The following is a 25,699-nucleotide window of genomic DNA, read 5'->3' on the forward strand; positions in this document are numbered from 1 at the left end:
GGGGTACGCGCCTTGAGCCGACGAAGTCGTCTGTTCGGCAGCAGCGGGGCCGTGCCCGCAACCGGCCTGGGCATTCGCGGCGGGGTGCCGCTCCCACGGGTCTTTTGCGTGGGAGGCCCACCCTCGGGCCGAACAGCCCCGGAACTTATTGCATGCGCTGCGAGTCTCATGCGGCAGCCGCCACGGCCCGCGTGTCGGCTGGCCGCAATCCAATGCTGAAACCCTGGCCTCTACTGGAGTCTGTATGACCGCGTTACGCGCTGTTTTCGCCGTGCTGCTGCTGTGGACTCCGTGGTGGTCCAGCGTCCATGCGGCGCTGCCGGAATTCACTCAATTGGTGAAGGACGTCGGCCCGTCCGTGGTCAATATTTCGACCACGCAGAAGGCCCGCACGCAGGAGCTGTTTCCGGGCATGCCGATGGATCCGAACGATCCGCGCAGCGAGTTTTTCCGGCGCTTTTTCGGCCAGCCGCCGGGCGGACAGCGGCAGGCCCGATCGCTGGGCTCGGGCTTCATCATTTCCTCTGACGGGACCATCCTGACCAACGCGCACGTGGTCAAGGACGCCGACGAGATTCTGGTCAAGCTGTCCGATCACCGCGAGGAGCCGGCCGAACTGGTCGGCCTGGACGAGCGCACCGACGTGGCGGTGCTGCGCATCAAGGCCAAGGACCTGCCGGTGGTGAAGATCGGCGACTCGGACCGGCTGGAGGTGGGCGAGTGGGTGCTGGCGATCGGCTCGCCGTTCGGGCTGGAGTACACGGCCACGGCGGGTATCGTCAGCGCGGTCGGCCGCACCCTGCCCAGCGACGCCTACGTGCCGTTCATCCAGACCGATGCGGCAGTCAACCCGGGCAACTCCGGCGGGCCGCTGTTCAATACCGATGGCGAAGTCATCGGCATCAACTCGCAGATCTACAGCCGCTCTGGCGGCTATATGGGGCTGTCGTTCGCCATTCCGATCAAGGTGGCGATGCGCGCCGCCGGGCAGATACAGAAAACCGGCCACGCCTCGCACGGCTATCTTGGCGTGACCGTGCAGCCGGTGACGCCAGCCTTGGCGCAATCCTTCGGTCTCGACAAGGCGCGCGGGGCACTGGTGGCGGATGTAACGGCGGGCAGCCCGGCCGCCACGGCCGGCATCAAGGCCGGCGACGTGATTCTGGCCTTCAACGGGCGGGCGCTGGCCGATGCCGGCGACCTGCCGCCCCTGGTGGGCAATACCGAAGTCGGTGACAAGGTGTCCCTGACCGTGCTTCGGGACGGCAAGGAACGCACGGTATCGGCGACGGTCGGCGCGCTTTCGGATAGCGACGAGGCTGGCGGCCCGGCGTCCAAGCCGGCCGATCAGGCCCAGGGTGGCCGGCTGAAGCTGGCGGTCGCCGACCTCGACGCGGCGCAACGTGAGCAGCTCGATGTACCCAAAGGTGGCGTGCTGGTCATGGCGGTGGGCGACGGGCCGGCGGCGCGGGCGGGACTGACTCGCGGCGACGTGATCCTGCGCGTGGGCGACAGCGAGGTGAAGGACGTGGCGCACTTCAAGACCCTGGTTGGCAAGTTGCCGGCCGGACGGGCGGTGCCGCTGCTGATACAGCGACGCGGCAATCCGTTGTTCCTGGCGCTGACCGTGCCCAAGGAATAGCCATGGCGCGCTTACTGGTCGTTTCCTGCACACCCAAGGGACCGCTGTCGCGCACGCGCCGGCTGCTGGATGCCTGGCTCGCCAAACGGCGTACGGCGGATCCGGCACTGGCCGTGGACGAGGTCGATCTGGTCGATACCGAACTGCCGCTGGTCGACGGGCCGGTGGCCCTGGCCAAGGGCAGCGTGGCGGCCGGGTCGCAGCTGACGCCGACGCAGCAGCGGGCCTGGGAGGCCATCGTGCCGTGGGCAAGGGAGTTCCTGGCGGCCGACGAGGTGGTCATCGCCGCGCCGATGTGGAATTTCAGCCTGCCGTATCCGGTCAAGCACTACCTGGACGTGGTGGTGCAGCCGGGTTTGCTTTTTCGTTATACCGCGCAGGGGCCGCATGGCCTGTGCGGTGGCAAGCCGCTGACGCTGGTCACCACCCGCGGCAGCGCTTACGCCGATCTGCCGCAGGTAAATTTCCAGACCAGTTACCTGCGCTGGTTGTGCGAGTTCATCGACTGCCGCTACAGCGAAGTCGTTGCCGAGGGACTGGATGCCCGCGGTCCGGAAGCCGGCGAGAAGATCCTGACCGAGGTCATCGATCGGCTGCAGAGCCCACCGCAAGCTGTCGTCCGGTCGGGCGGGACTGGATCAGGCAATGCCTGAAGCCCTCGACATCCCGCAGGCGCCGCGCACGCGGCGCACGTCCCGGAGGTGTGCATGTTCAAGGATCGCGACCAAGCCGCCACTGAGCTGGCGGCGCGCCTGGCTCATCTGCGTGGCCAGCGCCCGCTGATTCTGGCGGTGCCGCGCGGGGCGGTGCCCATGGGCGTGATTCTGGCCACGGCTCTCGAAGGCGACCTGGACCTGATCCTGGTGCGCAAGCTGGGGGCACCCGGCAATCCCGAGTACGCCATCGGTGCGGTCGACGAGGCTGGGCATGTCTATGTCAACCCGGATGTTGCCGCTGACCTGGATGCGCAGTACCTGGCCGAGGAAACGGCCCGTCAGCAGGCCGTCATCAGGCGCCGGCGCGCGCAGTACGGCGCGCAGCAGGTCGATCCGGCCGGCCGGCTGGTGGTGGTGGTGGATGACGGCGTCGCCACCGGCGCCACGCTGATCGCCGCCCTGGATGCGCTGCGCGCCCGGCGCCCGGCGCGGCTGGTGGTGGCCGTCGGCGTGGCGCCGCCGGATGCACTGAGCCGATTGCGCGCCCATGCCGACCAGGTCGTGTGCCTGCTGACGCCGGTCGATTTCGGCGCCGTTGGCCAGTTCTATCGCGATTTCGGGCCGGTCAGCGATGCCGAGGTCACGGCCTTGCTGAGCGCCTGGCGCGATCGCCATTCCGCCGCCTAGCCGGTCTGAAGAACGCCCGCCGGGCGTCGTAGCGCCGGCCTCTGGCCGTTCCGGCCGAATGTTTTTTTACGCAGCGCTTCATTTTTTTCCGCGCCCGCCGATGTAGTCATCGTGCCCTGCACTGATGCGGGTGGTCGTTGCGCGCAGCAACGGCTGCCAGCCGCACCGGGCGATTACGGGAAATGAGCATCGACCCGATGAATGAAGCCGCGGCCCGGATATTGATCGTCGACGACCAGCCGGACAACCTCCTGATCCTGGAGGACCTGCTTGGCCGGCACTACACGGTGCATGCCGCCTGTGACGGGGAGGAGGCGCTGACACGTCTTGCGGATGGCGATCGGCCGGACCTGATGCTGCTGGACGTCGTCATGCCGGGCATGGACGGCTTTGAGGTGTGCCGGCGGGTCAAGGCATCGCCCGGCTTGCGCGACATGCCGGTGCTGCTGCTCACCAGCCTGGACAGCGCGGCCGACGAGGAATACGGCCTGTCGCTGGGGGCGGACGATTTCATCCACAAGCCCTACTCGCCGCCGGTCGTGCTGGCGCGGGTCAACAACCACCTGAAGCTGGCCCGCGCCAGCCGCCAGCTGCGGGATCGCAACGAGGACCTGGAGCGGCTGGTGGCCGAGCGCACGCGCGAGATCCTGCGTCAGTCCGAGCAGCTGATACGCAGCAAGCAGGAAGTCATCGCCTCGCAGGGGGCGACCATCACCGCCCTGTGCTCGCTGACCGAAGTGCGCGACAACGAGACCGGTGGCCACATTCGCCGAACCCAGCATTACGTGCGGGTCCTGGCCGAGCGCTTGCGGGACCACCCGCGCTTTCGCCATGAACTGAACGACGAGACCATCGACATGATGTTCAGGTCGGCGCCCCTGCACGACGTCGGCAAGGTGGCCATTCCGGACGCAATCCTGCTCAAGCAGGGCAAGCTGACGCCGGCCGAATGGGAAATCATGAAGCGGCACCCCACCCATGGCCGGGATGCGATTGCCCAGGCCGAACTCGAGTTGGGCGATCAGGGTGGCTCATTCTTGCGCTTCGCGCGCGAAATCGCGCACTGCCATCACGAGAAGTGGGACGGTTCCGGTTATCCGCAGGGCCTGGCCGGCGATGACATTCCCATCTCCGCACGCCTGATGGCGGCGGCCGATGTCTACGATGCCCTCATGTCGCGCCGTACCTACAAGGAGGCCTATTCCCACGAGCGTGCGATGGAGATGATTCAGGCCGAGCGCGGTCGGCACTTCGATCCCGATGTGGTGGATGCCCTGCAGGGTCTGGCCGAAACCTGCCGCGACATCGCCCGGCGGTATCGCGATGGCAATGATCCGCAGTAGGCCGTTCAGGCAGCGGCGACGCACTCGCAGCAGGCTGGTGTGATGCCATGAGCGCGATCCGCCTTGCGAGTCTGCGATCCCGCCTGTTGCTGGGGGCGGTGCTGGTGTTGCTGCCGGTACTGGCACTGATGGTGTCGGTGGCCTGGATGCAGTACGTCGCGGCCAGGCAGTCGGTACGCAGCAACGCCCAGAACCTTGCTCGTGAACTGGTAAACCAGCAGGGACGCCAGATCGAGGCAGCGCGCCGCCTGCTGGAAGGGTTGCTGCGCGTGCCGGTGTTGCGCGACGGCGATCCGGCGGCGTGCAGCGCGCTGCTGGCGCAGATTCGCGGCGAGGCGGCATCGCCCTACCAGAATTTCACCGTGATCCGGCCCAGCGGGGCGCTGCGCTGCAGCGCGGTACCGCTGCCCGAGTCATTCGACGCGACGCGGCTGCCGGGTTTCTCGCAGACCCTCAAGACGGCGGCCTTTCACGTTGGTGGCTACGCCTTCGGTCAGCCTGGCGGCCGACCCAACCTGTCGCTGCTGGCGCCGGCGCTGGACCGGGGCGGCAATGTGGCACTGCTGATTCACGTTGCGCTTGATCTGGACTGGCTCGCCAAAGGCCCGGTCGAGGAGCGCTTGCCAGCCGGCTCGGTCGTCAGTCTGATCGAGCGCACGGGAAAGGTGATGCTGAGCCGTCCGGATCCGGGCAACTGGATCGGTCGGCCGCTGGCGGGCGACGCGCTGGCCAGGGTCCAGGCCGTGCGCAGCGACAGTGTGTTCGAGGCGCCGGGGCCCGGTGGCGGTCACTATATTCAGGCAGTGGTGCCGCTGGCATGGGACGGCGAGCCGGCAGCTTGGCTGCAGGTGGCCATCCCGGTCGGCGCGGCGTATGCGCCGCTGCACAAACTGTTGGCTGCCAATGTGGCCACTTTGGCGTTGGTGCTGCTGCTGGTCGGGGCCGCCTGGCTGGGGCTGAGTCGTCATGTGCTCGTGCCGTTGCGGGAACTGGGCGGCGTGGTGCAACAGATCGCCGCCGGCGAGCGCGGCTTGCGCGCGACGCCACGCCGCGATGATGAGATCGGCCGCCTGGCATGGGGCTTCAACCACATGCTGGACGGCCTGGTCACCTCCCAGAAGGCGCTGATCGAGAGCGAACGGCGCTGGGTTCTGGCGCTGGAAGGCGCCGGGCTGGGCGTGTGGGACTGGAATGCACAGACCAACAAGGTTTTTTTCTCGCGCCACTGGAAGCAGATGCTGGGCTACTCCGAGCGCGAGGTCGGCAACACCCTGCAGGAATGGTCCGATCGCATTCACCCGGACGATCTGGCGCGCTGCCAGTCCGACCGTGAGCGTCATTTTCGGGGCGAAACGGCCGTCTATAGCAACGAACATCGGGTGCGCGCCCGGGACGGTTCGTGGCGCTGGATACTGGATCAGGGCTCGGTTTTCGAGCGCAGCCCGGACGGCGAGCCGCTGCGGGTGGTGGGCACCTATACCGACGTCACCGAACGCAAACGGGCCGAGCAGTCCCTGCTGGAGAAGCAAAGCGCCCTGTCGGAAGCGCAGCGGATCGCCCATATCGGCAGCTGGTCCTGGCACCTGGCCAGTGGGGCGGTGAGCTGCAGTGAGGAGACCTACCGGCTGTGCGCCATCGCCCCGGATGATCCGGTTCGTGACCGGCAGGCCTTTCTGGACCGGGTGCACCCGCACGACCGGGACCGGGTGAGTGTCTGGGCAGACGCATGCATCGCCGGGCGATCCACTGCGGACCAAGAGTTTCGAGTCGCGCTGCCGGATGGCCAGATGCGGGTACTGAACGGGCGGGCGTACCTGCAGCGTGATGCCCTGGGTCGGCCGCTGGCGCTGGTCGGTACCGTGCAGGACATTACCGAGCGCAAGACCCTCGAGCAGGAGCTGGACCAGCATCGCCATCACCTGGAAGCATTGGTGCAAAGCCGCACGGCGGAACTGGAGGCCGCCCGCGCCGAGGCGGAGCGCCTGGCGCGGGTGAAAAGCGAGTTCCTGGCCAACATGAGCCACGAGATCCGCACGCCGCTCAACGCCGTGCTGGGTCTGGCGCAGGTCGGCGCGCGTGACAGCGCCGGGCGGGCGGCCTACGCAACCTTTGCCCGCATCCGCGAAGCCGGTGAACACCTGCTGGGCGTCATCAACGACGTGCTCGATTTCTCCAGGCTCGAAGCCGGGGGGGTCCTGGTGGACTCACAACCGCTGGCGCTGACCGCCGTGCTCGACAACGTGCACAGCCTGGTCAGCGAGCGGGCCGAGTCCAAGGGACTGAGGTTCGCCGTCGAGGCGGCACCGGGTCTGCCGCAGTGGATGGCTGGCGACGAGCAGCGGCTGCGCCAGATACTGGTCAACCTGCTGGCCAATGCGGTCAAGTTCACGGATCGCGGTGAGGTCCGGCTGCACGTCACGCGGCGCGGCGATGACACCTTCTTTGCCGTCAGCGACACCGGCATTGGCATGACCGACGAGCAGATCGGGCGCCTGTTTCGTTCCTTCGAGCAGGCCGACAACTCGACCACCCGTCGCTATGGTGGCAGTGGCCTGGGGCTGGCGATCAGCCAGAAGCTGGCCAACCAGATGGGCGGCGAAATCGTGGTGACCAGCGCCTCGGGTGCCGGCAGCACCTTCACCCTGCGCCTGCCCTTGCCGGCGACCGAAGCGCCCCTTCCCAAGGCGCCGCCTTCCGGCGCGGCCTCGGATCGACGGCTCGAAGGGCTGCGTCTGCTGGCCGCCGAAGATGTGGATGTCAACCGGCTGGTGTTGGAGTACGTCCTCAACAGCGAGGGGGCACAGGTACTGTTCGCCGAAAACGGGCAGCAGGCGATCGAGCGCTTGCAGGAATCCGGCGTGGGCGCCTTCGACGCCGTCCTGATGGACGTGCAGATGCCGGTCATGGACGGCTATCAGGCCACCCAGCGCATTCGTCAGATCGCGCCCGCCTTGCCGGTCATCGGGCTCACGGCACACGCCCTGGGCGAGGAGCGCGACCGCTGTCTGGCGGCCGGCATGGTGGAGCATGTCACCAAGCCGATCGACGCCGACGTGCTGGTGGCGGCCATCCGCCGCCACGCCGGCATGCCGGCGGCCGACGTCGCGCCGTATCAGCTGATCGCGAGCGGCGCCGTGATCGACTGGCCGGGGCTGCTGATGCGCTACAGCGGCCGGCAGGATTTCGTGGCCAAGCTGGCGGCTAGCGCGCTGGCCAGCCATCGCGACACGCCGGACCGCTTGCGCGGCGCGGCGCAGGCTGGGGACTTTGCGGACCTGGCCTTTCGCGCCCACGCGCTGAAAGGCATGTCCGGAAACCTGCTGGCACATGGTGTGCAGAACCTCGCCCGACAGGTCGAGGCCGATGCGCGCGCCAAGGCACCACAGGCTCTGGATGCGGCCATCGAGCTGGCGGTTCAGGTCGAGGCCCTGCTGGCCGCCCTGTCGGCGCGCCTCGGCGAAGCGGCGTCAGTGCCCGAGCCGTCTGCGGCGCAGGGATAAGGCGGACTGTGCTGCCGGGCCATTGCGACTGAAGCCGCTCACTCGAGCGCGGATGGCCTTACCCGATTGATGTGCCGACTACGCGGTCGGCCGGCAGGGCGCCCACCTACGGCGCATCCGGCACATCAACCCGACAGGCGAGTTCTCCCAGGATTTCCGAGGTGTGTTCGCCCAGCATCGGCGGCGGCCGGCGCACGGCGCCCGGTGTGCCCGCCAGGTGCAGCGGAATGCCGGGCACTTCGAGGCGGCCGTGAGCGGTGTGCTCGACCGGCACGAACATGCCGTTGTGGCGCAGTTGCGGGTCGGCGGTGGCGGCCGGGTAATCATTGACCGGTGCGGCCACCACATCCGCGTGCTCCAGGCGGGCCATCAGTTCGGCGCGTGGATAGCGCGCGCAGCAGGCGGCGATTTCGGCGTCCAGGGCGTCACGGTGTTCCAGGCGCAAGGCGGGGCTGGCGAAGCGCGGGTCCTCGAGCAACTGCGGCGCGTCAAGGGCCCGGCACAGGTTGCGGTAGAACTTGTCGTTGAAGGCCGCCAGGTGGACCTCGCCGCCGTCCGCGCAGCGGTAGCTGTTGTAGGGCGCATAGAACGGGCTGCGGTTGCCGACCCGCGGCGGTGGACTGCCGGTCAGCAGGTACTCGCCCAGTTGCACGCCCTGCAGGTGCACCACGCCGTCGATCAGCGCCACCTCGGCCGCCTGACCCTGGCCGTCGCGGGCGCGCGCCCACAGGGCCAGCATGGCCGCGTACGAGACCAGCGTGGCAGCGGTCACGTCGGCGACCGCGGCGCCGGCCTTGAGCGCCGGACCGCCCGGCTCGCCGGTGCCGGCCATCAGGCCGCCCAGTGCCTGGGCGGATGGGTCAATGCCTGGCCGCCCGGCGTAGGGGCCGCTCTCGCCGTAGGTGCTGACGGTGATCAGGATGATGTCCGGCCGGATGGCGGCCAGCGCGGCGTAATCCAGGCCCAGCCGCTCGCGGGCCGGGCTGCGCTGGTTGTGGATCACGATGTCGGTCTGCTGCACCAGCCGGCGCAGCACCTCCCGGCCGGGTGGCTCGGTCAGGTCCAGCACCATGCCGCGCTTGTTGCGGTTCACGCCGACGTAGAGCCCGGTGTCGTCGCCGCGGCGTGGGCCGACCCGGCGGCCTTCCTCGCCGCCGGGTGGCTCGATCTTGATGACGTCGGCGCCCATGTCGCCCAGCAGTGTGGCGCCCAGCGGGGCCGCCACCATGCTGCCCAGTTCCAGGACGCGGATGCCGGTCAGCGGCATGAGCAGGCCGCCGCTGGCTTAGCGCGGCACGACCTGAATGGCGTCTTCCGGGCAGGCCGCCACGCAGCGCAGGCAGTTGCGGCAGTCTTGCTCGTTATCGGCGAAAGCCTGGCGGCGGCCGTGGGCGCGGACCTTCAGGCGCGGCAGAAAGCCTTTCACGTGGGTGTTGAATTCATCGTCCGTGAGGCGGCGGATGCCGAACACACCCTCCGGGCACACCTGCGCGCATTTTTCCTTGCCCTCGCAACGGTTGCGGTCGATCAGTACCTTCCACTTGCCGGCGATTTCCTCGCACTGGTCGAGCGCGCTGCTTAGGGTCATGTTCGGTCTCCCGTGGGGTTGTCGAAATTCAGGCCCGGCCCAGGCGCGCCAGTGTCGCCTGCGCCTCGTTCACGATGTTGCGCACGATCTGGCCGGCTGGCAGCACCTCGCGGATCATGCCGGACACCTGGCCGGCCGGCAGGCCGCCGTCGTCCACGGCGCCCTCGTAACGGGCGCGCCGCGCAGCGTCGCGCCCGACCGCGATGTGCTGGGCCGGGAAGGGCAGGATGTCCAGCGGGCGGGCGTCCCAGTGCTCGGTGAATGCGTTTTTGACCAGCCGGCAAGGCTTGCCGCTGTGGGCGCGGGTGACGACCGTGCCTTCCTCGTCGATGGCGACGATTTTCTGTTTGTAGGCCTCGTGCGCGTGGGCCTCGGCGGCGGCGACGAAGCGCGTGCCCAGCCACACTCCGCAAGCGCCCAGCGCCAGCGCCGCCACCAAACCGCGCCCGTCGCCGATGCCACCGGCCGCCAGTACCGGCACGTCGACCGCGTCCACCACCTGCGGCAGCAGAGTGAAGGTGCCGATGCGCCCGGTGTGGCCGCCGGCCTCGTGGCCCTGCGCGATCAGCATGTCCACGCCCGCGGCGGCCAGGCGCGTGGCCTGGCGCACGTTGCCGATCACGGACATGACCGTCATGCCCCGCGCGTGGGCGGCGTCCAGCACGCCGGCCGGCGAACCCAGGCCCGAGATCAGCACCGGCACGCGCGCTTCCAGCACCACGTCGATCTGGCGCTGCACCTCGGCCGAATACTCGACTACCGCGTCGCTGCGCTCGCTCTTGACCTGCCCGAACAGGATGTCGACGCCGAACGGGCGGTCCGTGAGCGCGCGCACCTTGGCGATCTCGGCTTCCAACTCGTGCGCAGAAAGCCCCTCCGCACCGAGCACACCCAATCCTCCCGCGGCCGACACCGCAGCGGCCAGCTCGCCACGGGCAATGAAACCCATGCCGGCCTGACAGATCGGGTAGGCGATGTCCAGGCGCTCGGTGAGCGCCGTCGACAGCGGGTTGGTTTGGTTCATGGTTCGGGCGGTTTGGTGAAATTCCGCCAAAGCATAACGGCCGTTCGGGTTGCCGCGCACCTTGGGGTCGCGTGGCGGCAGTGCCTAGGGAGCTGTTGTTTCTACGCGGCGTCACCCGACGAAGGGCCACGGCCCGATTTTCTAAGCCTTTTCGCGCGAGGGGACGCCGTCGACCTCAGCGTGCAGTTTTAGCCCGAGTGCGCCGATGACTTTCAGAATGGTGTCGAAGCTCGGGCTCCGCTCGCCGGAAAGCGCCTTGTAAAGACTTTCGCGGGATAAGCCGGCATCCCGGGCCACCTGCGCCATCCCCTTGGCACGCGCGATATCGCCGAGGGCTTTGGCAATGAAAGCGGCATCCCCGTCGGCTTCTTCGAGGCAGGCTTCCAGGTAAGCGGCCATTTCCTCGGGAGTTCTGAGGTGCTCGGCGACGTCGTAGTGAGTAGTTACGGTTGTGCTCATTGTCAGTGCTCCGAAAGGTTATGGGCCAGGCGTAAGGCGGTCTTGATGTCTCTGGCCTGGGTACTCTTGTCCCCACCGGCCAGCAAAATGACCAGCTCCGGGCCTCGCTGCTTGAAATACACCCGGTAACCGGGGCCGTAGTTGATTCGCAACTCTGAGACACCTTCGCCAACCGGCTCGACATCGCCGGGATTTCCAGCAGAGAGCCTTTCGATCCTTGCCTGGATTCGTGCTCTGGCGCGCAGGTCGCGCAGCGCGTCCAGCCACTGCGCAAAAAGATCGGTTTTTCGAATTTCGATCATGGCGCCAATGTAGCCGCGAGGCTACAAGAGGTCAACGCGGTGCGCACCGTTTCGAGGGACCGTGCGGCACGACGTGGGTCGTGGCGTCCTGCTCCGGTATCGATGGCCAGCCACATGGTTGGTTTACGATGCGGCGCCTTCGTCGGGCAGTCAGGAAATCCATCGCCCGGCGTCGCCGGGCTTTCCTACCGGGACAGGAGGCTGTGAGCGGCTCAGCCGCCCAGGCTTTCCAGCTCCGTCTGCTGCTCCAGCCACTCGGCTTCGAGCTGTTTGAGCTCCTTGACCTGCGTCGCCTGTTCGAACAGGCGTGCCTTGAGGGTGTCCTTCTGATCGTCGGCGTAGAGCGCCGGGTCGCTGAGCAGGGTTTGCAGCTCGGCGGCGCGGGCGGTGTGGCGCTGAATCTGGGTTTCCAGGCGCCGGATGCGCGCTTCGATGGGCTTTCGCTGGTCGGACAGGTGTTGGCGGGCGGCGGCGCTGTGGCGCTTGTGTTCCTTGCGATCGGCGGGCGCGGGCGCCGCGGCGGTGTCCGTGCGCTTGCCAAGTTTGGTCTTGAACAGCCAGTCGCGGTAGTCGTCCAGATCGCCGTCGAAGGGTTTGAGGCTGCCGTCGGCGACGATCATGAATTCTTCGGTCGTGGCGCGCAGCAGGTGCCGGTCGTGCGACACCAGCACCAGTGTGCCTTCGAACTGCGCCAGGGCGACGGTGAGCGCCTCGCGGGTTTCAAGGTCCAGGTGATTCGTCGGTTCGTCCAGCACCAGCAGGTTGGGGCGTTGCCAGACGATCAGCGCCAGCACCAGGCGCGCCTTCTCGCCGCCGGAGAAGGTGTCGACCTTGGTCGTGGCCATCTCGCCGATGAAGTTGAAGCCGCCCAGGAAACTGCGCAGTTGCTGTTCGCGCACGTTGGGCGCCAGCCTGGCCAAATGCCACAGCGGCGTCTGGTCCAGGCGCAGCATTTCGATCTGATGCTGGGCGAAGTAGCCGATCGACAGGCCCTTGTTCAGGTTGACGCTGCCGGCCAGCGGCGGCAGTTCGCCGACCAGGGTCTTGATCAGCGTGGACTTGCCGGCGCCGTTGACGCCCAAAAGGCCAATGCGCTGCTCGGCCTGCAGGATCAGGTTCAGCCGCGACAGGATGACCTTCGCCTGGCCGCCCGGCTGCTCGGACGGATAGCCGGCGACGGCGTCTTCCAGTACCAGCAGCGGATTGGGGGCGCGTTCCGGTTCGCGAAACTCGAAGCTGAAGGCGGCGGTGGCGTGGATCGGCGCCAGTTCCTCCATCTTGGCCAGCATCTTCATGCGCGACTGCGCCTGGCGGGCCTTGCTGGCCTTGGCCTTGAAGCGGTCGATGAAGGACTTCAGGTGCGCCCGCTCGCGCGACTGCTTTTCGAACGCCGCCTGCCCGACGGAGAGGTTGATGGCGCGCTGCTTCTCGAAGGCCGAGTAGTTGCCGCCGTAGCGTTTGAGCTTGGTTTCGAACAGGTGCGCGATGACGTTGGTCACGCCGTCCAGAAAATCGCGGTCGTGCGAGATCACGATCAGCGTGCCGGGATAGCGCTTGAGCCAGTCTTCCAGCCACAGGATGGCGTCGAGGTCCAGATGGTTGGTCGGCTCGTCCAGCAGCAGCAGGTCGGACGGGCTCATCAGGGCCTGCGCCAGGTTGAGGCGCATGCGCCAGCCGCCGGAGAAGCTGGCGACCGGGTCCATCATCTGCGACTGCGCGAAACCCAGACCCGCCAGCAGGATTTCCGCCCGCGAGCGCACGGTGTAGGCGTCGGCATCGGCCAGCGCGGCGTGCAGGTAGCCGATGCGCTCGCCGTCGTGGGCGGCTTCGGCGGCGGCCAGTTGGGCCTCCAGATCGCGCAGCACGCCGTCGCCGTCGATGACGTACTCCAGTGCCGGCCGGTCCAGGGCCGGGGTTTCCTGGGCCACGTGCGAGATGCGCCAGGTGGCGGGGAAATCGACCGCGCCGCCGTCGGCCGTGAGTTCCCCGCGCAGCAGCGCGAACAGGCTGGATTTGCCCGAGCCGTTGGCGCCGATCAGGCCGACTTTCTCGCCGGGGTTGAGTGTGAGGTCGGCGCCGTCCAGCAGAGGCTTGGTGCCGCGTGTGAGGGAGAGTTTTTGCAGGCGGATCATGGGCGCGATTATCGCCGATTGCCGCCAACAGCCGTCGTGGGCGGTCTGCCATCGGCGGCCGCGCTGTGCTCAGGCCATGTTTGCGGCCACCGGGTCCAGCAGGCCGTGCGGCTGTTCGCCGCGCAGGTAGCGGGCGATGTTGTCGCAGGCGCGCTCGGCCGACACCTTGCCGCCACCCGGGGCGCGCGGCGAGTTGTGCGGCGAGCCGATCACGTTGGGCAGGTCCAGAAACGGGTAGTCCATGCGGAACTCGCCATGGCGGAACGGCTCCACCCACCAGGCGTCGATGCCGGCACTGGCCTGCGGGTTGGCGACCAGGAATTCGTACAGGGCGCGCTGATCGATGATCTCGCCGCGGGCGACGTTGATAAGCATGGCGTCCGGCTTGAGCCACCCCAGCTCCCGCGCGCCGATCAGGCCGACCGTGCCGGGCGTCAGCGGCAGGCAGATCACCACCAGATCGGCCGCGCGCAGCACGGTTTCGAGCTGGTCGAGCGTGCCGACGAAATCGGCCGGGTGGTCGCTGCGTCCGCTGCGGTTGACGGCGTGGATGCGCATGTCCAGCAGCCGCAGCAGGTCGGCCGTGGCCTGGCCGATGCCGCCAAAGCCGAGGATGGCCGCGGTTTTGCCCCGCAGGGTGCCGGTTTCGCTCAGTTGGTCGAACACGCCCTGCTGCATGCGACGGTGGTTGTAGAGCAGCTTCTTGGACAGCGCGAGCGCCATGGCCAGGATGTGTTCGGCCATCGGTTCGGAGAAGCCACCGGCGTTGCTGGCGAGCTGCGCGGACTTTGGAAACTTCGACAAATCAATGTGATCCACGCCAGCGCTCATGAATTGCACAAAGCGCCAGGCCGGATCGTTCGGCCAGTCGTCGCCGATTTCCAATTGCGGTCGCAGGCAGAACAGGACATCGGCCGCGGCCAATGCCGACTGGCGCTGCGCCGCCGGCACATCGCCCAGGAAGCGGATCTGCGCCAGGCTGCCGAGGCGGGCTTCGACCAGCGGTCGCAACTCGTCACCGATGGTCACCATCAGGGTCGGTTGGGTCATGGTGGCTACTCCTCAGATGGATACGGGCTCGTCGTAGGGTTCGGCCAAGGCGGTTACGGCCTGCTCGGCACTCAGGAATACCCGCCCCGGGGCGAGTGTATCGAGCAGGCCGCTGCTCTTGAGGCGGTCCAGCACCGGCCCCTTGAACTCGGCCAGATGCGTGCACACGCCCGCTTCGCGCAGTGCCGGCAGCAGCGTTTCGAGCATGGCCCGGCCGGTGCTGTCCACGTGGTTGATGCCGCTGCCGATCAGGACCAGCTCGGTGACGAGTGGGCTGGCGGCGATCTGGTTGAGGATAACTTCCTCGACCCGGCTGGCGTTGGCGAAATACAGGCTCTCATCTACGCGCAACAGCAGCAGGTTAGGCCAGGTTTCGACGTGGTAGCGGTTGACGTTGCGAAAGTGCTCGCTGCCGGGCACACGCCCGACCACCGCGATGTGCGGCCGTCCGGTGCGCCATACGTACATGGCCACACCGAGCAGCGCGCCCAGCAGCAGGCCGCGTTCCACGCCCAGAAACAGCACCGCCACGAAAGTGACGCCAAAGCTCAGGCCGTCGCTGCGGCTGTAGGCCCAGGTACAGCGAAAGCCGTGCAGGTCGATCAGCGGCGCGACAGCCATCACGATCAGGGCAGCCAGCGCCGCCCTGGGCAGGTGATGAAACAGCCCGCTCAGCCATAGCGCGATGCAGCCCACGAGCAGGGCGCTGACCACGCCCGCGAGCGGGGTGCGGGCACCGGCCGAGAAATTCAGCGCCGAGCGACTGAAGCTGGCCGCCACCGGCAGCGCGCCGCCGATTGCCGACGCGGCATTCGCGGCGCCCAGCGCGTACAGCTCCTGGTCAGTGTCGACGCGCTCGCGCCGCCGGCTGGCCAGGCCCTGCGCGATGGACACGCTGCTCACGTAGCTGATGAGCGCGATCAACATGCCGGGCGCCAGCAGTTCCAGCCAGGTCGAGGCGCGCAGGAAAGCAAACGACGGCGCCGGCAGGCCAACCGGAATCACGCCGACCACGGCCACGCCGCGCATCGCAAGATCGCCCGAAGTGGCCACGATCGAGGCGACCGCCAGCACGACCAGCGGCGTCAGCCGGGTCAGCAGATCAGCCTGCAGCGACGACAGCGGCAAGCGCCCGAGCAAGCCCCGCAGCGGCCGGCCACCGAGTATCAGCAGCCCGAGGCTGGCCATGGCCAATGTCAGCGTCGGCCAATCGACCATCGGCAGGGCGCGCCAGACGGCCGGCAGCACCTCGTGCAGCAGCGGTCCGTTACCGGCAGACAGGCCAAGCAGCGCCGGCAACTGGGTGAGCACGATCAGCAGCGCGGCGCCGCTGGTGAAGCCGTCCAGCACCGGTCGACTCAGGAAGCTCATGAACGCCCCGGCGCGCAGCGCGCCCAGGCCGAGCAGCGTGAGCGCGCTGATGGCGGCCAGCACCTGCGCGTTCACGATTTGCTCGGCCGGGTCGCCGTGGCCAACGACGGCGAGCGCGCTGGCCACCATCAGCGCGTTGACCGCCACCGGTCCCACGCCGAGATAGGGACTGGTGCCAAACAGCGCGTAGGCGAGCGAGGGCAGCACGCTGGCATAAAGACCGACCTGCGGCGGCAGGCCGGCGACGACGGCATAGGCCATGGCCTGTGGCACCAGCAGTACGGCGGTGATGATGCCGGCAAGCAGGTCGGCGCCGGCGTCCGTGCGGCGGTAGGTGCGCAGCCAGCGCAGCAGGGGCAGGGCAGTAGTCACGCTGGGCATGGCGCCATTATCGGCACGATGCCCAGCGTTGTCTGGCAGGCGGAGGTCCCGCCTTCCAGACGAGCGCGGGGTGTCAGTAGACGGCTTCCTGCCGGTAGCGCGCCGGCAGATTTTCCGGCCGGCCGTGCGGCAGCGCGGCGCCGGTATCCCAGAAGGCTTCCACGCGCGGGTGCATCAGCTTGCGCCACAGGGGCGGAATCATGGCCACCCAGATCATGGTGAGATAGCCGTACGGCAGGCGCGGCGCCTCGTGCATCACGCGCAGGATCTGGTAGGGCCGCCCGACGTTGGCATGGTGATCGGAATGACGGTCGATCTGGCAGAAGAACAGGCTGCTGACCAGGAAGCTGTCGTCCCAGGCGTGCGCGGCACGGATGGTTTCCCAGCTGCCGTCCGGCAGGCGCCGCCGCGCCAGGCCGTAGTGCTCCAGGTAATCGGCCACCGCCAGCAGGCCGCGCGCAAACAGGAAATGCGCCAGGAACAGCGGCACCGCCAGCCAGCCGAACAGTCCGATCATGGTGGCCAGCCAGGCCAGCGGCAGAACCGTCATCCACAGCATGCCGTTGTGCAGCGACCAGGGCGATTTGCCCAGGCGGCGCAGGCGCGTGGCTTCGATCTCCCAGCCCATCAGGGTTTTGTAGATCACGCTGCGCACGACAAACGCGCCAATCCTGTCGCCGTACTTGGCCGAGCCAGGGTCTTCGGGCGTGGCCACCCGATTGTGGTGGCCGTAGTTGTGGTAGATGGCGAAATCGCACATGTTGATGGGCGTGAACAGCAGGATGCCCATCAGGCGGTCGAAGCGCTGGCCGTGGTGGGCCAGCTCATGCGCCGCGGTGGCGCCAAAGCCGACCGCAATGGCCGACGACAGCAGCACGCCGGCCTGCTCGAGGCCGGTCAGGTCACCCCGCGTGAACAGCCAGTAACAGAACACCGCCACCGCCCATTGCAGCGGCACCAGCAACCACAGCATGGCGCGATAGTAGAGGCTTTTTTCGAGCGCGGCTTCGTCTTCTGCCCGGTGATTGACGTTGTCCGGCCCGACGAACGGATCGATCAGCGACACCGCCACGAACACCATCACCGTCAACCAGTGCCAGACGCCACCACCCAGCGCCCAGCCGATCACCGGCAGCGCCAGCAGACCGATCAGCGGCCAGGTGGTGACGCGCGCGACCACACTCAGCGGCATCGCGCCGGGTTTCAGGACACCTTCCATGGTTATCTCCGCAAGTTCGAACGCTCACCGGCATCCGCCGGCAGGGGCATGGTAATCGTTTCGACGTCCCTGACAATCGTTCGGGAGGCGGCGCCGTTCAGCGCGCGTTGCGCTGTGTCAATACGCCCATGAGCTGCGGGTCGGCAAGTGCGCGGCTCAAGGCATTCGACAGCGTTTCGTTGACCAGGCGCTGACTCAGGGCCCGGGAGGGCAGGAAGGCGACTTCCTGTTCCTGGTGCGCGCGGTAGGTGGTGGCGAAGGTGTTGCCGCCAGCGGCCGCGGTGGCGCGGACGTCGGCGTCCACGAACACGGTCTTTTTCATCACGGCGGTCGACAGGTCGTAATTGATGTTCAGCAGTTCCAGCGTCAGGGTATTGCCGAGCGGGCTGGCGGACGGCTCGACGGCAAAGCCGAGCTGCTCCAGGGCGCGGGTGGCTTCCTGGTACACCACGTCGACCACGTTCACGGCCGGATCAATGCCGGTCACGCTGCCGCTGCGTTGCGCCTCGGTGAGCTGACGGCGGTCGATGACGGTCACCGCCACCGGTGTGCCCTGACCAAGGTTACGGGCCGTGACGTCTATGGCCGGTTTCAGGTCCAGGCGTTGGGGTGCCGTGCTGCAGGCAGCAAGCAGGCTGGTCAGGGCGACGACGGCGAGGTACAGGCGGGGCATGAGAATCGATCCAAGAGGCGGGGAGTGGCCGCATATTGTGCCGTCCCGACCGTCTTTCCCGCAGCGCGGGGGCGCGCTCACAAAAACCAGCGGCTATAGGGCGGAGCCATCGGAGAACTGTGGGAGCCCGGCTGTGCCGGGCGATCATCGCGCAGCAGAGCTGCGCTCCTACCAAGTTTTTGCCGCCGAGAAATCCGCGATGGATCAATTCATCGATTTCCTAGAACCGTTCCAGCGACGGTCGCAGGTCCAGTTCCTGTGTCCACGCGGTCGCGTCCTGGCAATGCAGCTGCCAGTAGGTTTCGGCGATGGCGTCGGGCGCCAGCAGCGTGTGCGCCGACCGGTCCGGGTCACGTTCGCGCAGGCGCGGGGTGTCGATCTGGCCATCGATCACGACGTGTGCCACGTGCACGCCCTGCGGGCCGTACTCGCGCGCCATGGACTGGGCCAGCGCGCGCAGACCGAATTTGGGTACCGCCAGCGCGGCAAATCCCTTGCCGCCGCGCAGTGCAGCCGTGGCACCGGTCAGCAGCACGGTGCCACGGCCGGCGTCGGCCATGGCCGGCAGCAGGGCCCGCGCGAACAGGAAGGCGCCCATGCACCCGGTTTTCCAGGCAGCCTCGAACTGCTCGGGCGTGATGTCGGCAATGCCACCGGGCAGGTAACTGCCGGCGTTGTAGATCAGTACGGATGGCTCGCCAAGGTCGCGCAGGGTGGCGGCGCAGACCTCGCCCACCGCGGCCGGGTCGGTGGCATCCGCGGCGTAGGTTTTCAGGCGCGGCCCGAGCGAGTCCAGTTGCGCGGCCAGTTCTGCCAGCACCGCTTGGCGGCGCGCGACCATGGCCACGGCGTAGCCTTCGCGTCCGAAGCGGCGGGCCAGTGACAGGCCCAGCCCTGGGCCGGCGCCGACGATCAATGCAGTGGGCCATGTGCTCATGCCTTATCTCCGGCGGCGGCTTCCAGAAGCGAGCGTGACAGCGACTTTTGCCCGCCATGATAGGCGTAGCCAGGGCGGCCGTCAGGTTGATTTCGGGGGGCGATTCTGAAATGATCCGGCACTTCCTACGGACTCGGATTCGGGAACTGGAGGGTTACGTGCCGCCGGGCTATCGACCGACCGTTCAGTCATTTTGATGTGTTCCACCCCGTAAGCACCCGCACAAAGGAGCGTGCCATGCTCGAATTCGACCGCAAAGACGCCAAGGCCTGGGCCTTGAAGAAATTGACCGGTTTCTATCAGTGCCCGATCAGCCCCGTCAAAGACGGCAAGATGGACGAGGAGGCGCTGCGCTACAACGTCGAGAAGTTCATCGATGTCGGCATCGATGGCCTGGTGATCGGCGGCTTCATCTCCGAGTGCTGGAGCCTGACCCTGTCGGACTGGTACCGCTATCACGAGGTGGTGGCCGACGTCGCCAAGGGCCGCCTGCCGCTGTGGACCATCATCCTGGACCCGTCGGTGCACCAGGCGATCGAGAAGATGAACTATGTCGAGAAGCTCGGCTTCGAAGGCGCCGAGGTCATCAACCCGGTGGTGCAGCTGCGCACCGACGATGAAATCTTCGACTGGTTCAAGTACCTGACCGATCACACCAACCTGGCCGTGTGCCTGTACCGCACGCCGGTATCGGGCAAGGTGCTGGGCTTTGACCTGATGCGCCGGCTGGCCGATCTGGACACCTGTGTGGCGGTCAAGCAGGGCAGCCTGAGCCGTGCCGAGACGCTCAAGCTGCGTCACGACCTGCGCAAGGATTTCATCGTATCGGACCCGACCGAGGCGGTGTTCCTGGAAGACCTGCGCGTGGGCGGGCAGGTCTGCTGGGGCGAGATTTCCTACCTCGCCTATGGCAAGAAGCGCACTCTCATCGACCAGTACCGCGCGCTGGCGGCGCAGGGCAAGTGGGAAGAGGCTCGCGCGGTCTCCGTGCAGCTGGACCCGGTGCGCGAGTTCCTGGGTGAAATCCTGCTGTGGGAAATCGTGCGCACGGCGACCTACGCCGGCGCGGTGGCCAGCGTCAAGGTGTGGTTCGAGGCGCTCGGCTTCAAGGCCGGCGGCATGATCCCGCCGGTGCGGCCGGTGTCGGACGAGCGGGCCGAGTACATCCGCGCCAAAGTCAAGGAACTGGGCCTGGTCTGAGCCGGCCCCCCATAATCAATTCTGGAGGAATGCAGTCATGCTGGATTACAGTCGCAAGGACGCCAAGGCCTGGGCCGTCGAAAAGATCAAGGGCTTCTACATGTGCCCGATCAGCCCGGTCGGCAACGATTTCCAGTTCGACTACCCCAAACTGCGCGAGAACATCGACAAGTTCGTCGACATGGGTGTCGAGGGTCTGGTGGTCGGCGGTTTCATCTCCGAGTGCTGGAACGTCACGCTCGGCGAGTGGCTGAAGTACCACCAGGTGGTGGCCGAGGCCGCCCGCGGCAAGATTCCGCTGTGGACCATCATCCTGGACCCGTCGGTGCACCAGGCGATCGAGAAGATGAACTACGTCGAGAAGCTCGGCTTCGAAGGCGCCGAGGTCATCAACCCGGTGGTGCAGCTGCGCACCGACGATGAAATCTTCGACTGGTTCAAGTACCTGACCGACCGCACGGACCTGGCCGTATGCCTGTACCGCACGCCGGTCTCCGGCAAGGTGCTGGGCTTTGACCTGATGCGCCGCCTGGCGGATCTGGACACCGTGGTGGCGGTCAAGCAGGGTCACCTGATCCGCGCCGAGACACTCAAGCTGCGTCACGACCTGCGCAAGGACTTCATCGTCTCCGACCCGCTGGAGTCGGTGTTCCTGGAAGACCTGCGCCTGGGCGGCCAGGTGGTGTGGGGCGAGCTGTCCTACATCCTGTACGGCAAGCTGCGTCCGCTGGTCAAGCAGTACCGCGCGCTGGCGGCGCAGGGCAAGTGGGAAGAAGCCCGCGCCGTGTCCGACAAGCTGAACCCGGTGCGCGAGTTCTACGCCGACGTGTTCCTGTGGACCGTCGTTCAGACTGCGACTTATGCCTCGGCGCTGGCCGGCATCAAGGTGTGGTTCGAGGAGATCGGCCTGAATGCCGGGCGCATCATGCCGCCGGTGCGCGAGGCTTCCGAAGAGTTCAAGGACAAGATTCGCAGCAAGCTGCGCGAACTGGGCGTGGTCTGAAAGCGCGCTCATTCGGTTCTGAAAAGCCCGGCGGCCGGTCAACGGTTGCCGGGCTTTTTTTATGTCCCGCCGCTGGGTGGCAGTTTCGCGCCGGTCAGTCCCGGCCCTGCGCATCGACCGGGCGATTCAGGCCGGCGGCGGCTCCTGCCACAGCCGCCGGCCGATCAGCAGCACGAACGGCCCCGCGCCGGCCAGCAGCAGCCAGTAATACGTGGCGCAGCGCCACGCAATCAGGCCGGCCGCCAGCGTGGCGGCCGGCAGCCACGGCGCCAGCAGCGCGCTGAACCCAAGTTCGACGCCACCGCTGCCGCCCGGCAGCAGGGTCGCCTGACCGGCGCCAAAGCTCAGCATCTGCGCCAGGAACAGGTATGACCACGGCACGTGCTGGCCAAGACCTCGCACGATCCAGAACAGGATGCTGTAGCGGATCAGCCAGTGGCACACGCACAGCAGATAGACCAGCCCCAGACGCCAGCGGGCAAGGCCCAGCAGCAGGCCCAGGCCATGCCGGAAGCGCAAGATCCAGCGCGCCAGTTGTCGCCGCCGGGAGACCGAAATGCGCAAATGGTGCAGCATGCGCCCGGCCCACAGCAGCACGCGCCGGTAATCGCGCACCATCATCCACAGCAGCACGCAGCCACCGATCAGCAGCGTCAGCAGCGTGCCGATCTGCCAGCCCAGGTGCGGCTCGCGCGGTCCGGCCAGCAACAGCGGTGCGATCACCAGCAGCGCGGCCAGAAAGAACGTCAGGTCGAGCACCTGGTCCAGCGCATACATGGCCGCCGCGTGGCTGCTGCTGATGCCGCGCTGGGCGACCAGGTAGACATAGGCCAGCGCGCCGCCGCTGCCGGCCGGCGTGGCATTGGTGGCGAAGTCGATGGCCATTACCTTGGCCACCGCACGCGGCAGGCCCAGCTTCTGGCCAAGACCGCCCAGCACCAGACGCAGGCGCATGGCGTTGATCAGCCAACCGATGGCGACGCTGCCCAGCGCGACCAGCCAAACCTGGGCCGGCAGGCTGCGCAGCTCGGGGAGCAGGGCCCGCCCGCCAATGAACACGGGAATGGCTGCGCCCACGGCCAGCGCGAGCGCAATCAGCAGAAATGTGCGTTTCAAGCGGCTTGGTCCAGCCAGGTCGATTTGGTGAGCGCAGTGCGACAGGTCAGCAGCTGAGTGAGGGTAGCGGTCCAGAACTGCCGGGCGGCGGCGTGCTGCATGTCGACCGGGTGCAAGCCAAGGCGCAGCAGGGGCGCTGCGCGATGGCGCCGCAACAGCGCCAAGTTTACCCGCTCCGACACGGCCCGCCGCCACCGACTGCGGGCACTCCACACCAGTCCGGGTGCCTTGTGCGTCCGCTTCGATCGCAAATCGACCAGCGTTTGCGAGGTACTGGTGTAACGCAGCGGCGAGTCGCGCAGCGCCGCGCGCGTGCCGGGCCCCGGCAGCCAGGCCGGTGCCACGAAGCCGCTTGCATGCCAGCCGAGCCCTGCAAACAGCTCTAGTCCGCGCCGCAGGCGTTCGCCAGCCGCGGTGGTGTCCAGGCGATAGAACTCCGCCTCACGGGTGTAGACGCGGCGCATGAAAAAATCCACCGGATCGCCCCGCAGCGGCAGCTCGTCGGCATGAAAGTAGCCGTGCAGGGCGATCTCGTCGCCGCGGGCGAGGCGGGCATTCATCGCGCTGACGAACTGCGGATGGCGGCGCAGATCGCCACCATGATGGAAGTCCGGCACCACCAGCAGCGTCAGCGGCACGCCCAGCCGGTCGGCGAAGGCCACAAAGGGTTGGTATGCATCCCAGGTCTGCGGCGCCACGTCGTGCAGCACCACGCACAGCGCAGGTCCGGGCTCAGGAGAGGCCACGTGACGAGCCACCGCGGCTCAAGGCTGGCTGGCCCAGCAGGCGCCGGTAATGTCCGATCAGACTGCCCAGGGTCTGTTCCCAGGCGTAGTGTTCCTCGACCCGCCGGCGTGCGCGGCGGCCCATGGCGACCGGGTCCAGGCTGAACAGGGTGCGCGTGGCGTCCACCAAGCCGTCGCAGCTGGCCTGCGCGCTCAGCACGCCGGTGCCGGGCAGGACCAGTTCGGGCAGCGCGGCGGCATGGATGCCGATCACCGGCAGGCCGCTGGCCATGGCCTCCAGCACCACCAGGCCGAAGGTTTCATGATTGCCGGCATGGATGAGCGCATCGCAGGCGGCCAAGTGCCTGGCCAGCTGCGCCGTTGGCATGTAGCCGTCAATGACCGTCACATTGCGCGCCGGCGGCCGGGGCATGCCGGGGCCGATCAGCAGCAGGTGATAGGCCGGCCCCAGGGCACGCGCCGTTGCCAACAGCAGCGGAATGTTCTTCTCGCGCGCGGCGCGGCCGGCGAACACCAGCAGCCGGGTATCGGCGCCGACACCCAGCTGCCGGCGCAGCGCTGGATCGGCATGGGCGGGATTGAACGCCTGTGTGTCGACACCAAGCGGCTGCACGGTTACCCGCTCCACGCCGATTGCGCGCAGTTGCCGCGCCATGACCCGGCTCGGTGCCAGGACTTCCTGAAAGCGGGTGTAAAGGTTGCGCACGTAACGTTCGGCCAGCCGCCGCGCGCCGCTGCCGAAGCGACTGTCGACCAGCCGTGGCAGGTCGGAGTGATAAAAGCCGATCACCGGTATGCCCAGGCGCTGCCCGGCGGCCAGCGCGGCCCAGGCCAGGCGATATGGATCGCCGACCTCGATCAGGTCCGGCTGCAGGCGGCACAGTTCCTGTGTCCAGCGTGCGCCGCGCAGCGGCAGCCGGTAGCCAGTCCAGCCCAGGGGCGGGGCGGGCAGGGTGTGAAACGCTCCTTGTCTTTCCAGGCGCTTGCCGGGCACCAGCACGCTGTGGCGGATGCCGCTCTGGGTGGCCAGGTAACGCTGTTTGTATTCCAGATAGGTGCGTACGCCACCGCTGGTGGGGGCGTAGAACATCGTGATGTCGGCGATATGCACGCTGTGATGAATCCTGGGCGCCGGCCGATATGGCCAAGGACTGGACTTGGAGTGTCCGCAAGCTCGGTCGGTTCCACCTGCGTCGCCCGGGCTCACCGCCGGCGGCATTGCTGGAACTGTGCATCCGCAGCCGCTATAACATGTCGGCGCTGGGCGACGCCCCGACCGGTCATGCACAGCGGGACGGCACCTTAACACACCCATCAGGCGAAACCATGACACAGCACGGCGGGCAGGTCGATGGCGCGAAAGCCCCCAACACGGGGCCGATTGCGATATGGGACTGGCCGGTGCGGCTGTTCCACTGGGCACTGGTGGCGCTGCTCGGCGGCGCATGGGCCAGCGCCGAGGCGGGAGTCGAATACATGCAGTGGCACATGCGCTGCGGTTACGCGGTGTTGACCTTGTTGGTGTTCCGGGTGCTGTGGGGGCTGTGGGGCAGCCGCAGCGCCCGATTTACGGGCTTCGTGCGCGGACCACGGGCGGTGCTGTCCTATGTGCACGCCTGGTTCAGCCGCCGGCCGCAGCATTACCTTGGCCACAACCCGCTGGGCGGCTGGATGGTGATGGTCCTGCTGGCGCTGGTGGCGATGCAGGCCGGCACTGGCTTGTTCGCCAACGACGACATCTTCAACGAGGGTCCGTTGGCGCACCTGGTGACAGGCGACACCAGCAGTTTTCTGACTTTCATCCACAAGACGAACTTCAACCTGCTGCTGCTGGCCGTGGGCCTGCATGTGGCGGCCGTGCTGCTGTACCTGTGGCGCGGCGAGAATCTGCTGAAGGCCATGTTCACGGGCCGCAAGCCGGCCGGGGTCTACGAGGACCGTCCAGGTTTCATGGCCCCCCTGTGGCGGGCGGCGGTGTGTCTGGCGCTGGCAGCGGGGACGGTATGGGCCGTGCTGGAACTGCCCGGCTGATGTTCCGGTGGACGGGCCGGCGCAGCTTCGGGTAAGGTTTCGGATGCCCCGCGCGTGCCTCGCGACGGGCGTCCCTCGCGCCCCGGTAGCTCAGATGGATAGAGCGTCCCCCTCCTAAGGGGAAGGTCACACGTTCGAATCGTGTTCGGGGCACCACCTTTTAAACCAGTAGGTTACGGATGATCTTGTCGTGCTTGATGCCTATTTATTTCGGCCACGGTAAACACCACGGTAACAAACGGTAGCGCGGTAGCAGTGGTGGCGGCATCTTGCCCCCACCCTTGCACCGGGTCGCGACAGCGGCGACACTGGCGACGTTCCGTCCCGGGACCCCTGTGGTGAACACCAGGGGGCCGTAAGGTCCTGGGGCCCATTACCTCCAACGCTGGCAATTCCGGGCCAAGGCCGGCCGTTCCTCACGGGGCGGTCGGCCTTTCCTATGTTGAATCCGACCCGACCATGACCCTGACCGACCGCTACGCCGAAGCGCTCGTCTTCGCGCGCGAAGCCCACAGCGGCCATGTGCGCAAGGGCACGGCCATTCCCTACGTCTCGCACCTGCTGGCGGTGTCCGGCCTGGTGCTCGAACACGGTGGCGACGAAGACCAGGCCATTGCGGGCCTGCTGCACGACTGCGTC

23 protein-coding genes and 1 tRNA gene are annotated in these 25,699 nt (G+C 67.5%); 10 read left to right on the top strand and 14 right to left on the bottom strand.

Annotation, left to right across the window (positions count from 1 at the left end; all coding sequences use genetic code 11):
• Positions 1 to 244 precede the first annotated feature (244 nt).
• The 5 genes from H5U26_RS11130 (at position 245) to H5U26_RS11150 (ending at position 7,828) form a co-directional block, all read left to right on the top strand.
• Complete coding sequence (locus tag H5U26_RS11130; RefSeq protein WP_290619642.1) at positions 245 to 1,642, top strand: DegQ family serine endoprotease; 1,398 nt, start codon at positions 245 to 247, stop codon at positions 1,640 to 1,642.
• A 2-nt stretch (positions 1,643 to 1,644) separates the two neighbouring features.
• The gene (locus H5U26_RS11135) at positions 1,645 to 2,295 is read left to right on the top strand and encodes an NAD(P)H-dependent oxidoreductase (protein ID WP_290619644.1); all 651 of its coding nucleotides are present in this window, start codon (positions 1,645 to 1,647) and stop codon (positions 2,293 to 2,295) included.
• Positions 2,296 to 2,349: 54 nt separating this feature from the next.
• Complete coding sequence (locus H5U26_RS11140; RefSeq protein WP_290619646.1) at positions 2,350 to 2,985, top strand: phosphoribosyltransferase family protein; 636 nt, start codon at positions 2,350 to 2,352, stop codon at positions 2,983 to 2,985.
• Positions 2,986 to 3,182: 197 nt separating this feature from the next.
• Positions 3,183 to 4,328, top strand: a complete 1,146-nt coding sequence (locus H5U26_RS11145) for an HD domain-containing phosphohydrolase (RefSeq protein WP_290619648.1) — start codon at positions 3,183 to 3,185, stop codon at positions 4,326 to 4,328.
• Between the two features lie 47 nt (positions 4,329 to 4,375).
• On the top strand, positions 4,376 to 7,828 hold the full coding sequence (locus tag H5U26_RS11150) for a PAS domain-containing protein (RefSeq protein ID WP_290619650.1): 3,453 nt from the start codon (positions 4,376 to 4,378) through the stop codon (positions 7,826 to 7,828).
• A gap of 106 nt (positions 7,829 to 7,934) precedes the next feature.
• Here the strand turns inward: H5U26_RS11150 and H5U26_RS11155 are convergent, their stop codons facing one another.
• The 11 genes from H5U26_RS11155 to H5U26_RS11205 all read right to left on the bottom strand — a co-directional run bounded on the left by H5U26_RS11155 (position 7,935) and on the right by H5U26_RS11205 (position 18,964).
• Entirely contained in the window at positions 7,935 to 9,095 is a 1,161-nt protein-coding gene (locus H5U26_RS11155) for a CoA transferase (protein ID WP_290619652.1), read from the bottom strand.
• Between the two features lie 18 nt (positions 9,096 to 9,113).
• On the bottom strand, positions 9,114 to 9,416 hold the full coding sequence (locus tag H5U26_RS11160; RefSeq protein ID WP_290619654.1) for a 4Fe-4S dicluster domain-containing protein: 303 nt from the start codon (positions 9,414 to 9,416) through the stop codon (positions 9,114 to 9,116).
• A gap of 28 nt (positions 9,417 to 9,444) precedes the next feature.
• Positions 9,445 to 10,440 (bottom strand): nitronate monooxygenase, encoded by a 996-nt coding sequence (locus H5U26_RS11165; protein WP_290619656.1) that lies wholly within the window; start codon positions 10,438 to 10,440, stop codon positions 9,445 to 9,447.
• 141 nt (positions 10,441 to 10,581) lie between these two features.
• Positions 10,582 to 10,899, bottom strand: a complete 318-nt coding sequence (locus tag H5U26_RS11170) for an addiction module antidote protein (RefSeq protein ID WP_290619658.1) — start codon at positions 10,897 to 10,899, stop codon at positions 10,582 to 10,584.
• A gap of 2 nt (positions 10,900 to 10,901) precedes the next feature.
• Positions 10,902 to 11,201, bottom strand: coding sequence for a type II toxin-antitoxin system RelE/ParE family toxin (locus H5U26_RS11175; protein WP_290619660.1), 300 nt, complete (start codon positions 11,199 to 11,201; stop codon positions 10,902 to 10,904).
• Positions 11,202 to 11,413: 212 nt separating this feature from the next.
• Positions 11,414 to 13,333, bottom strand: coding sequence for an ATP-binding cassette domain-containing protein (locus tag H5U26_RS11180; RefSeq protein ID WP_290619662.1), 1,920 nt, complete (start codon positions 13,331 to 13,333; stop codon positions 11,414 to 11,416).
• A 69-nt stretch (positions 13,334 to 13,402) separates the two neighbouring features.
• Complete coding sequence (locus H5U26_RS11185; protein ID WP_290619664.1) at positions 13,403 to 14,383, bottom strand: 2-hydroxyacid dehydrogenase; 981 nt, start codon at positions 14,381 to 14,383, stop codon at positions 13,403 to 13,405.
• 12 nt (positions 14,384 to 14,395) lie between these two features.
• Positions 14,396 to 16,135 (bottom strand): sulfate permease, encoded by a 1,740-nt coding sequence (gene sulP, locus H5U26_RS11190; protein ID WP_290619666.1) that lies wholly within the window; start codon positions 16,133 to 16,135, stop codon positions 14,396 to 14,398.
• Between the two features lie 73 nt (positions 16,136 to 16,208).
• Positions 16,209 to 17,354, bottom strand: a complete 1,146-nt coding sequence (locus H5U26_RS11195) for an alkane 1-monooxygenase (protein WP_290619668.1) — start codon at positions 17,352 to 17,354, stop codon at positions 16,209 to 16,211.
• A gap of 97 nt (positions 17,355 to 17,451) precedes the next feature.
• Positions 17,452 to 18,027, bottom strand: coding sequence for a YajG family lipoprotein (locus H5U26_RS11200; RefSeq protein WP_290619670.1), 576 nt, complete (start codon positions 18,025 to 18,027; stop codon positions 17,452 to 17,454).
• A 220-nt stretch (positions 18,028 to 18,247) separates the two neighbouring features.
• Positions 18,248 to 18,964: an SDR family NAD(P)-dependent oxidoreductase gene (locus tag H5U26_RS11205; protein WP_290619672.1), complete on the bottom strand. Its 717-nt coding sequence runs from the start codon at positions 18,962 to 18,964 to the stop codon at positions 18,248 to 18,250.
• Between the two features lie 237 nt (positions 18,965 to 19,201).
• Between H5U26_RS11205 and H5U26_RS11210 the strand changes: the two genes are divergently transcribed.
• Complete coding sequence (locus H5U26_RS11210; protein ID WP_290619674.1) at positions 19,202 to 20,164, top strand: dihydrodipicolinate synthase family protein; 963 nt, start codon at positions 19,202 to 19,204, stop codon at positions 20,162 to 20,164.
• Positions 20,165 to 20,201: 37 nt separating this feature from the next.
• Positions 20,202 to 21,167 (top strand): dihydrodipicolinate synthase family protein, encoded by a 966-nt coding sequence (locus H5U26_RS11215; protein ID WP_290619676.1) that lies wholly within the window; start codon positions 20,202 to 20,204, stop codon positions 21,165 to 21,167.
• Between the two features lie 126 nt (positions 21,168 to 21,293).
• Here the strand turns inward: H5U26_RS11215 and H5U26_RS11220 are convergent, their stop codons facing one another.
• Genes H5U26_RS11220 through H5U26_RS11230 form a run of 3 tightly spaced genes read right to left on the bottom strand, consistent with a single transcriptional unit; the run spans position 21,294 to position 24,140 of the window.
• Entirely contained in the window at positions 21,294 to 22,283 is a 990-nt protein-coding gene (locus tag H5U26_RS11220; protein WP_290619678.1) for a lysylphosphatidylglycerol synthase transmembrane domain-containing protein, read from the bottom strand.
• Positions 22,280 to 23,029, bottom strand: coding sequence for a polysaccharide deacetylase family protein (locus tag H5U26_RS11225; protein WP_290619680.1), 750 nt, complete (start codon positions 23,027 to 23,029; stop codon positions 22,280 to 22,282). Before H5U26_RS11225 ends, H5U26_RS11220 begins: the two co-directional genes overlap by 4 nt.
• Complete coding sequence (locus H5U26_RS11230) at positions 23,016 to 24,140, bottom strand: glycosyltransferase family 1 protein (RefSeq protein ID WP_290619682.1); 1,125 nt, start codon at positions 24,138 to 24,140, stop codon at positions 23,016 to 23,018. The genes H5U26_RS11225 and H5U26_RS11230 overlap by 14 nt, the downstream gene beginning before the upstream one ends.
• A 29-nt stretch (positions 24,141 to 24,169) precedes the next feature.
• Here H5U26_RS11230 and H5U26_RS11235 point away from each other — a divergent pair, with 29 nt between their 5' ends.
• From H5U26_RS11235 to H5U26_RS11245, 3 genes are all read left to right on the top strand, one after another.
• Complete coding sequence (locus tag H5U26_RS11235) at positions 24,170 to 25,060, top strand: cytochrome b/b6 domain-containing protein (RefSeq protein ID WP_290619684.1); 891 nt, start codon at positions 24,170 to 24,172, stop codon at positions 25,058 to 25,060.
• A 79-nt stretch (positions 25,061 to 25,139) separates the two neighbouring features.
• Positions 25,140 to 25,216 (top strand) — tRNA-Arg (locus H5U26_RS11240).
• 303 nt (positions 25,217 to 25,519) lie between these two features.
• A partial coding sequence (locus H5U26_RS11245; RefSeq protein ID WP_290619686.1) for an HD domain-containing protein occupies positions 25,520 to 25,699 on the top strand: 180 nt, incomplete at its 3' end.

The organism is Immundisolibacter sp. (assembly GCF_014359565.1).
Lineage (GTDB): Bacteria > Pseudomonadota > Gammaproteobacteria > Immundisolibacterales > Immundisolibacteraceae > Immundisolibacter.